This window comes from Cohnella silvisoli (assembly GCF_021190915.1).
GTDB classification, from domain to species: Bacteria; Bacillota; Bacilli; order Paenibacillales; family Paenibacillaceae; genus Cohnella; species Cohnella silvisoli.
The window spans coordinates 867,184-875,849 of sequence record NZ_JAIOAP010000001.1; the positions used below are offsets into that span (position 1 = coordinate 867,184).

The 8,666-nt window shown below is 52.1% G+C and carries 5 protein-coding genes; 4 read left to right on the top strand and 1 reads right to left on the bottom strand.

The features are described from left to right. The first annotated feature begins 86 nt into the window (after window positions 1–86). From K7P76_RS03590 to K7P76_RS03605, 4 genes are all read left to right on the top strand, one after another. Window positions 87–3,938 (top strand): TIM-barrel domain-containing protein, encoded by a 3,852-nt coding sequence (locus K7P76_RS03590; RefSeq protein WP_232183411.1) that lies wholly within the window; start codon window positions 87–89, stop codon window positions 3,936–3,938. A 604-nt stretch (window positions 3,939–4,542) separates the two neighbouring features. Further along, window positions 4,543–5,442: an alpha/beta hydrolase gene (locus K7P76_RS03595; protein WP_232183412.1), complete on the top strand. Its 900-nt coding sequence runs from the start codon at window positions 4,543–4,545 to the stop codon at window positions 5,440–5,442. A 276-nt stretch (window positions 5,443–5,718) separates the two neighbouring features. Beyond that, window positions 5,719–6,858: a DNA sulfur modification protein DndB gene (locus K7P76_RS03600; RefSeq protein WP_232183413.1), complete on the top strand. Its 1,140-nt coding sequence runs from the start codon at window positions 5,719–5,721 to the stop codon at window positions 6,856–6,858. Continuing rightward, on the top strand, window positions 6,858–8,012 hold the full coding sequence (locus K7P76_RS03605; protein ID WP_232183414.1) for a DNA sulfur modification protein DndB: 1,155 nt from the start codon (window positions 6,858–6,860) through the stop codon (window positions 8,010–8,012). Before K7P76_RS03600 ends, K7P76_RS03605 begins: the two co-directional genes overlap by 1 nt. 153 nt (window positions 8,013–8,165) lie before the next feature. Here K7P76_RS03605 and K7P76_RS03610 read toward each other — a convergent pair whose 3' ends face one another. Further along, the gene (locus K7P76_RS03610) at window positions 8,166–8,504 is read right to left on the bottom strand and encodes a hypothetical protein (protein WP_232183415.1); all 339 of its coding nucleotides are present in this window, start codon (window positions 8,502–8,504) and stop codon (window positions 8,166–8,168) included. Between the last annotated feature and the right edge of the window lie 162 nt (window positions 8,505–8,666).

Consider the following 8,666-nt stretch of genomic DNA (forward strand, 5'->3'; position numbering starts at 1 on the left):
GCAGGAGGAGAGCGGGAGGGAGGAATACGTCCCGCTCTTTCCCTCCTTAATTAAACTAAACCAATCGAAAGGTGGAAGGTTCATTCATGATATTCTTTCGCCATCCTTATATGAAACGCAGTTTATCTATTGCCCTCGTTACAGTGCTCGCTGTCGGATTGCTGCAATTCGGTCCTTCTCGCAGCTACGCCTACGTCGGCGCATTAGGCAACGTGCTCAGCAGCAACGTTTCCGGTGATACGCTGACGCTCACGATCGACAACGGCGCGGAGCCTAGCGACGACATTCTCGAAATCAAGGTGCTCAGTTCTAGCGTTGCCAAGGTCGATTATCGGCCGAATTCCGTAGCCGCGAGCGCCGATACGCCTATGATCGACCCGAATAAGACGTGGAGCGCGGCTGGAGCCACGATTAACACGGCGGGTAATCCGATCACGATTACGACGACCGATATGAAAATCGAGATCGCCAAGACGCCGACGCGCGTTACCGTCAAGAAAGCGAACGGAACGACGCTGTTCTACGAGCCGTCGGGAGGCGGTATTTATTACGACGGCGTGCGCTTCCTTCGCGGAACTACGGACAACCTGTACGGAATCCGCAGCTACAACGCCTTCGAGGACGGCGGAGATATTCTTCGCAATGATAACACTCATGGCGCCCACGCGGGCGAGCAAGGCGATGCGGGAGGCCCGTTCATCTGGTCGACGGCCGGTTACGGCATTCTTGTCGACAGCGACGGGGGTTACCCCTTTACGGAAGCGTCTACCGGAAAAATGGAGTTCTATTACGGCGGGACTCCAACGGAAGGCCGCAGGTATACGAAAAGTGACGTTGAGTATTATGTCATGCTCGGGACCCCGAAAGAAATCTTGGGATCCTATTCCGATATAACGGGCAAATCACCCATGATGCCGAAGTGGTCGCTAGGTTTCTCCAATTTCGAGTGGGACACGAACCAGACGGAGTTGACGAACAACGTCGACACGTACAGGGCGAAGAACATCCCGCTTGACAGCGTCGGCTTGGACTACGACTGGAAGAAATACGGTCAAGATAATTACGGTGAATTCGCATGGAACACAACTAACTTCTCTAGTGCATCGACAACTGCGCTTAAGACGACTATGGACGGCAAAGGCGTGAAGATGATCGGCATCACGAAGCCGCGCATCGTTACGGAGGACACTCCTGGGCACAATACGACGCAATATACCGATGCGAATACCGGCGGCTACTGGTACCCGGGGCATACGGCGTATACGGACTATTTTATCCCCGTGAAAGTACGCAGCATCGATCCTTACAATTCGGCGGAGCGCACCTGGTATTGGAACCATTCCAAGGACGCTTTCGATAAGGGCATCGTCGGCTGGTGGAACGACGAGACGGACAAGGTGTCCTCGGGCGCGACGACGTTCTGGTTCGGCAACTTCACCACGACGCATTTTTCCCAAGCGATCTATGAAGGGCAGCGTGCCTATTCGTCGACAACGCGGGTTTGGCAGACGGCCAGAACCTATTATCCGGGAGCGCAGCGATATGCTACGACTTTGTGGTCGGGAGATATCGGCATCCAATGGAACAAGGGAGATAAAATCAACTGGGCGGCAGGGATGAAGGAGCAGCGTGCGGTCATGCTTTCCTCGGTCAACCTCGGGCAGCCCAAGTGGGGGATGGATACCGGAGGATTTAACCAGCAGGACGGTACGACGAACAATCCGTCGCCGGAGTTATACTCCAGATGGATCCAGTTTAGCGCCTTCACCCCGGTATTCCGGGTTCACGGCAATAACCACCAGCAACGTCAACCGTGGTACTACGGCAATACGGCGGAGGAATCGGCGAAGTCGGCCATTCAATTGCGGTATTCGCTGCTCCCTTATATGTATTCTTACGAAAGAAGCGCATACGAGACGGGCATCGGCTTGATCCGTCCGCTCATGTTGGACAACCCGGCGGATAGCAGCGCGAAAAACGATTTGGACGCTTGGATGTTCGGGGATTGGCTGCTCGCCGCTCCGGTAGTCGACAAGCAGCAGACGAGCAAATCGATCTACTTGCCAAGCGGTACGTGGATCGACTACTTCCGCGGCACCACTTACAGCGGAGGAGCAACAATCAACTACCCGGTGAACTCGAACACATGGAGTGACATTCCTGTTTTCGTGAAAAAAGGAGCGATCATCCCGACGCAGAAGGTGCTCGATTACACGGGACAAAGCTCGGTTTCCACGATTGGCGTAGACGTGTTCCCGGATACGACGCAGTCCAGCTTTAATTATTACGACGACGACGGCACGACCTACAACTACGAAGGAACGGGTTACTTCAAGCAAACGCTGACCGCACAGGACAATGGCGGCAGCGGTATCAGCTTCGGCGTAAGCGCGAAGAGCGGCACTTATTCCGCTCCGGTCTCGTACTACTTGGCTTCCATTCACGGCAAAGCAGGTACAGGCGTGACGATCGGCGGCTCCAGCGCGACATCCTATGCGTCGCTTAATGCGTTGAAGGCTGCGGGCGGCGAAGGCTGGGCGAAGGGCAAAGACGTCTATGGCGACGTGACTTACGTCAAAGTGGCGGCGGGAAGCGGATCGGCCAAGAGCGTTGTCGTTAGCGGAACCGCCACGGTTACGGATACCGCCTTCCAATATGAGGCGGAGGAGGCTTCGTTGTCCGGCAATACGACGAGCACGAAAGCTACCGTGAACACGAACCATACCGGTTATGCCGGAACAGGGTTCGTAGACGGCATGAACAACGCGGGAGCCGCGGTTACTTTCTATCCGAGCGTGGCGACTGGCGGAGACTATGCTGTTGATCTTCGGTATGCCAACGCATCGGGCTCTTCGAAGACGATGAGCATTTTCGTTAACGGCAAACGGGTGAAACAGACGACGCTCGCGAACCAAGCGAACTGGGATACGTGGGCGACGCAGACCGAGACGATTCCACTGGAAGCGGGTCGCAACAGCGTCTCCTACAAGTACTACAGCGATGCGGGAGACACCGGCAACGTCAACTTGGACTATATTAAAGTGCCTTTCGCGGCATCTATAGCCAAGTATGAAGCTGAAAGCGCCAATCTGACGGGCGGAGCGGCCACGAACAAGGATCATTGGTTCTACTCGGGCACCGCATTCGTGGACACGATGTCCGCGGTGAATGCGCAAACCGAGTTCAAAGTTACCGTTCCATCGGCTGGCAGCTACACGCTTGCCTTGCGTTATGCCAATGGCAATAATGCAACGAAGACGCTCACCGCTTACGTAAACGGATCAAGCGCGGGAACGGTCAGCATGACAAGTCCGGGGACGAACTGGAACGTATGGCAGGACGTCACGAAAACCGTTACCTTGGACGCGGGAACGAACACGGTCGCGTTCAAATACGATTCCGGCAACAGTGGCAACGTGAACTTGGATAGGCTGCTAGTTGCGTCGACAACTCCGGGAACACCGGAATCGGAGACGAACTTGCTCGATAATCCCGATTTCGACCGCGACGGGGCTTACAACAGCAATTGGACCGAATGGCATCCCGGCGGCCAGACGCTGGCTTACGGCGTGGATAGCGGCTCGGGCACGAACCCTCCGGAATCGCCGTGGACGCAGGATAAACGAGCTTATATTTGGCTCGGAACGTCTTATCAGCAGAGCATCCATCAAGTGATTTCCGTTCCGGTGAACAACGCAAACTACAAATTCGAGGCTTGGGTGCGGATGAAGAACACGACGCCGACCACGGGCAGGGCGGAAATCACCAACTACGGCGGCAGCGCGCAATACTACAATATTTCCAACGACGGAGTATGGAAATATATTAGCATTAGCAACATCAACGTGACGAACGGACAGGTCGACGTAGGTTTCTACGTGAACTCTACGGGCGGCACGACGCTTCACATCGACGATGTACGGCTGACGAAGCAATAAGCAAACGATTCCGGAATCCCAAGGCCGACGCAGTTTGTTGGCTTTGGGATTTTTCTTCGTGATTCGGAAAGGAAGCCCCGAGTAATCGATCAATTCGCGCATGGTGGGTGAGGCAGAGGGGAGTTACACTAAAATAACGATCAATTCGAGCGAGGCAGGGTGCGACGAGGGGAATTACACTAAAAAATCGATCAATTCGAGCGTGGCAGGGTGCGGCGAGGGGGAGTTACACTAAAAAATCGATCAATTCGAGCGTGGCAGGCTGCAGCGAGGGGAGTTACACTAAAAAATCGATCAATTCGAGCGTGGCAGGGTGCAGCGAGGGAAGTTACACTAAAAAATCGATCAATTCGAGCGTGGCAAGGTGCGGCGGGGGAAGTTACACTAAAAAATCGATCAATTCGAGCGTGGCAGGGTGCGGCAGAGGGGAGTTACACTAAAAAATCGATCAATTCGAGCGTGGCAAGGTGCGGCGAGGGAAGTTACACTAAAAAATCGATCAATTCGCGCACGACGTCCCGTAACGTCACTCTATTTCCATTTTTGTCCCAAGCCGAACTAGGGTAAAATAAAAACAAACGAAGGGGCAAACGGAGGTAGACGCATGAGCTTTGCGATGATCGGTTGGATGGTTGGCGGGGTTGGGGCGTTAGCAGGCGGCGCGGGTGCGGCTTTGTACGGATTAACGGTAAAGGCCCAAAAGCCGCGTTTGTTGCCGAATGAAACCGAGCCTTCCGTGCCTTATGAAACGGTTGAGTGGAAAAGCGCGGGAAAAACGGTAAGAGGATGGTTTCTTTCCCGTGCCGATGCCGATGTCGGCCCCGGCCCCGTCATCATAATCGCCCACGGATGGGGCTCCAACCGTTCGCGCGTGCTCCGATATGCGCTTCCTTTATACGAAGAAGGTTATTCGATCCTTATGTACGATGCTCGAAGTCATGGGGAAAGCGAATATTACAAGACACCGACCGGATTGCAATTTCGAGACGATTTGTTGGCGGCGTTCGAGTGGCTTCGCACGCGTCCCGAAGCGGACCCATCGCGCATAGGCGTTCTCGGCCACTCATTGGGAGCATTCGGAGCGGTGCTCGCTCTTGATGCCCAAGCCCCGATAGCTGCGCTCGTAACGGATTCGATGCCGGTGCGATTCGCCACGATGATCGGTGCCGAGCTAAAGCGCAGGAAACTTCCGCAGTTTCCGCTCGCGCAATTACTGCCCCGAATGATGGTATGGCGCAGCGGAATATCGCGGGCGATCATGAAGAAGGCGAATCCGGCCAGAATATTGACGGACAACGCCCGAAACGGTCAGACCCCGGTATTGCTTGTCCATTCACGCAAGGACAAATTCATCCCGCCAACGGAACTTAACCATGTGTTATCCCGTACGCCGGATTTACCTCACCTGTTCGTCGATGCCGAAGGACATAGCTCGTCCGAGCGGGATCCGACATTCTGGCCGGCGGTCAAATCTTTCTTCCGAAATGAATTGCAAAAAAAGTAGGCTTGCGGCAACGGAGCCGCAAGCCTCAAGATATATTATTGAAAAGGGGGGTCATGTATGTATTGTAACCCCCTAAGATGAATAGAAGATGAAGGCTATATTACGGTTCCGTTACAAAAGAGAAAGCGGTATCATTGTCTTAGGAGTATTTTCGCTGTTCAATTAGATATTCGGGAGAGTTACTAGGATTAAAGGATAAATGGAAAAAGATGTGGAAATACTAACTGATTAATGATAATCATAATATGTAGATAAATTACCATTTGGAGGTTGATTATGGAACCTGTACATTCGCTTTCAGATTTGTTGTTGGCAGGTCCTGCGGCGGGTACGTATGTCGATGTCCCCGGACAGACGGCTCGTACCTTCGGTCAGTCGATTTTTTCCGCGACCTTGCCTATGAGCAAGTTGTTCGGGATTTATGAAATCGATTTGGAGGTGCAGCGTCAGCTCATCCCGCAGAATGTTTCCCGGCTGGTGGATTACATCTTGCTTTATTTGGATCACGAACAAAACATTTATTTTCCAGGCGTCATCTTGTCTGCAAGGGGTGCCGGCCACATCGACCAAGAATCCGGAACTTATCGGCTGCAGGCGATGGAGAAATGTTATGTCGTAGACGGCCAGCATCGTCTAGCCGCTTTCCGCCGCATTATGGAAACGCTTCAAGGGAACCTGGCCAGGGCCAAAGACCGTCGGGAGTACGACAGAGTAGAGGAGATCACAGGGAAACTTCGCAAGCTATATGAGTTCCCGTTGTCTATTATGATCTATTTGGATATCAACTCCAGACAGGAGCGCCAACTGTTCTCCGACATCAACAAGCTACCGCGCAAGATCGGCGGAAATCTGGCGGCTCTTCGCGACCAGCGCCGGTTCTATCATGTGATGGCCACCCGGCTTGTGCTGGAATTTCCGATCATGCGGAAGCTGCCTGCGGATTTATACTCCGAACGAGGCAAGGGACCGGATTATGTATTCTCCTATTCGCTCTTGATTGAACTATTGGTTGCCCTGTTTGAAGGCCGACTTAAAGCGGCGGCGAGAAATAACGGCTATCATTTCACCGAAAAGTCGCTGCAGGAACATCTGGAACAAGCTGCGTTTTACTTCGAAACGCTGTTGAAAAACTTGCCGGAACCGGACCGGGACGAGTTGTGCTGGTCGGAAAATCTCCAGATAGCCATGGCGCTGTTCCTGCACGAAGAAGCGTACAAGTCCCTTCAATTCAACAAGTATACCCTAAGGTATGCGATGAAAATATTGCCCCATGTCCATTGGGACGCGATCTACAAGGATGACGAGAAAGACCGGCTTCCGCGAAGAAGCCGGATTATGAAAGCGTACGATCATTTCCGCGAGGTTTTCAACGAGCAACATAACCTTCTGATTACGGACAAGGAGGAGGCCGGCTGATGGACGGTTTGCGTTTAGAAATGTCTATTCATTCTTATTGCGGCCGTTATGGACTGTCGACGGTTTCGCTGCGGGTGCACGATTTGTTGAATTACACGACCATCGACCCGATGGTTCAGCGCAAACTGAGCGGCGGGCAGCTTCGCAAAATCAACAATTATTTGCAGGAGCGGGAGCTCGATCACGTATTTTTCGGCCCGGTCACACTTTCATTGCGGAATGTAAGTTCCCTTGCGAAGGCGGAGGATCATCTGGTTCTGGCGCATGGAGCGAAGCTCAGCATTCTGGACGGGCAGCACAGAATCCTGGCTCTCGGCTACACAAACGAAAGAATGCTGAAGGAAAGCCGCAAACACGAGCGCGAAGTCAAAAGGCTTAAGGTGAAGGTCCGTCAAGAACCGGAAGAGTCCAGATGGAAAAACCAATTAGAGGAATCGGAAGGTCTTCTGAAAGAATTGGAGTTAAGAAGATTGGATTTGCTTGAAAGTGAATTAACCGTCCAGTTGTACATAGGGTTGCATGAGGAAGAAGAGAAGCAGCTCTTCGGGGACATCAATTCGAAAGTGCAACTCGTGAGCAAGGAACTCGGACATTCCTACGATGGAAGCGATCCGCTCAACATCGTGCTTCAGCAGGTGGCCGATCATAATGAACTGCTGAAAGCGGCCGGCATCGAACGACGAAACAACTTGACTGCATTTAACAAAAATTACACCTGTTTCAGTTGGCTGTACTCAGCGGCTTCCTTCCTGTTCAGCGGGAAAATGCAGCCGTCCTATGAACTGGCCAGACGCATCCGCAACGATCCGACGAGTCATGTCGAAAGGATGCACCAGTTTATGAATGCTGTTTTGCCGCATATGCCGGAACAACCCGGATTGCCGCAATATTTATCGTCCAGCCGAGTCATCCAGGAGTCCATAGCTCTTTATGCTTACGAGAATTTGGTCCGAGGAACGAAATACAGTCCATCTTGGACGGGGTGTCTTGCTGTATTGGAGCATATAGATTGGACGCATGACAATAAAGCGCTGGCAGAACGGCTAGGAACGCTGGATAACGGAAAAATCAATCTCGTACACGAGAAATCGTTGCGCAAACATGACGTGGTGGTGGAGTATTTGAAGGAACGAATGGCTGGCTTGTCCGCTTGAGATACAAGGGATCGCGAACCGGACTTGAAACGAAAAATTTCACAGTATAATCACTTTTGAGTAAAAGCAAGAGGCAAGCGCCGATTTTCACGGCAGCTTGCCTCTTTTGCTTAGGCTATGTTAAACCATAATGTTGATTCTGGGATTTTTTAGCTAGATGACTTTAGTCAACTTGATGTCCATCCATTGTACCCAATTCTTACCGTCGTTTGACAGTTCCCAACTACCTGTTAAGGTGTTGCTATCTTCACTAAACATTCCTGTGAATCGCTCCGATTTCCCCAAAATTGTCCAGGCACGGTCGAGTAGGTTCGCTTGGTAAGCACTGAAATTACCTTGGTTGTCATATGAGTGTGTGGTGTAATTCTGACTGGAAGCATCATAGCCAATGATCTCAATAGCCTTAACCTCATCTTTCCCCATATGGCCATCAACATGATGAATAAGAAAATAACCCCCAGGCAACCATTCGTAGGTATCTACTGCTATCAACTGATCAACTGATCAACTGGCCCGGACGGACTCGCTTTAACGGCAATCCGAAAGAAGTCCTCTTCCTCTATAGGGAGGGGATGAATTTCGGCTAGGCGAAGCCTAGAATCTTCGTGCTCGAAGTCATGACCTTAAAAACTTACAATGAGCTCGGAAATCTAG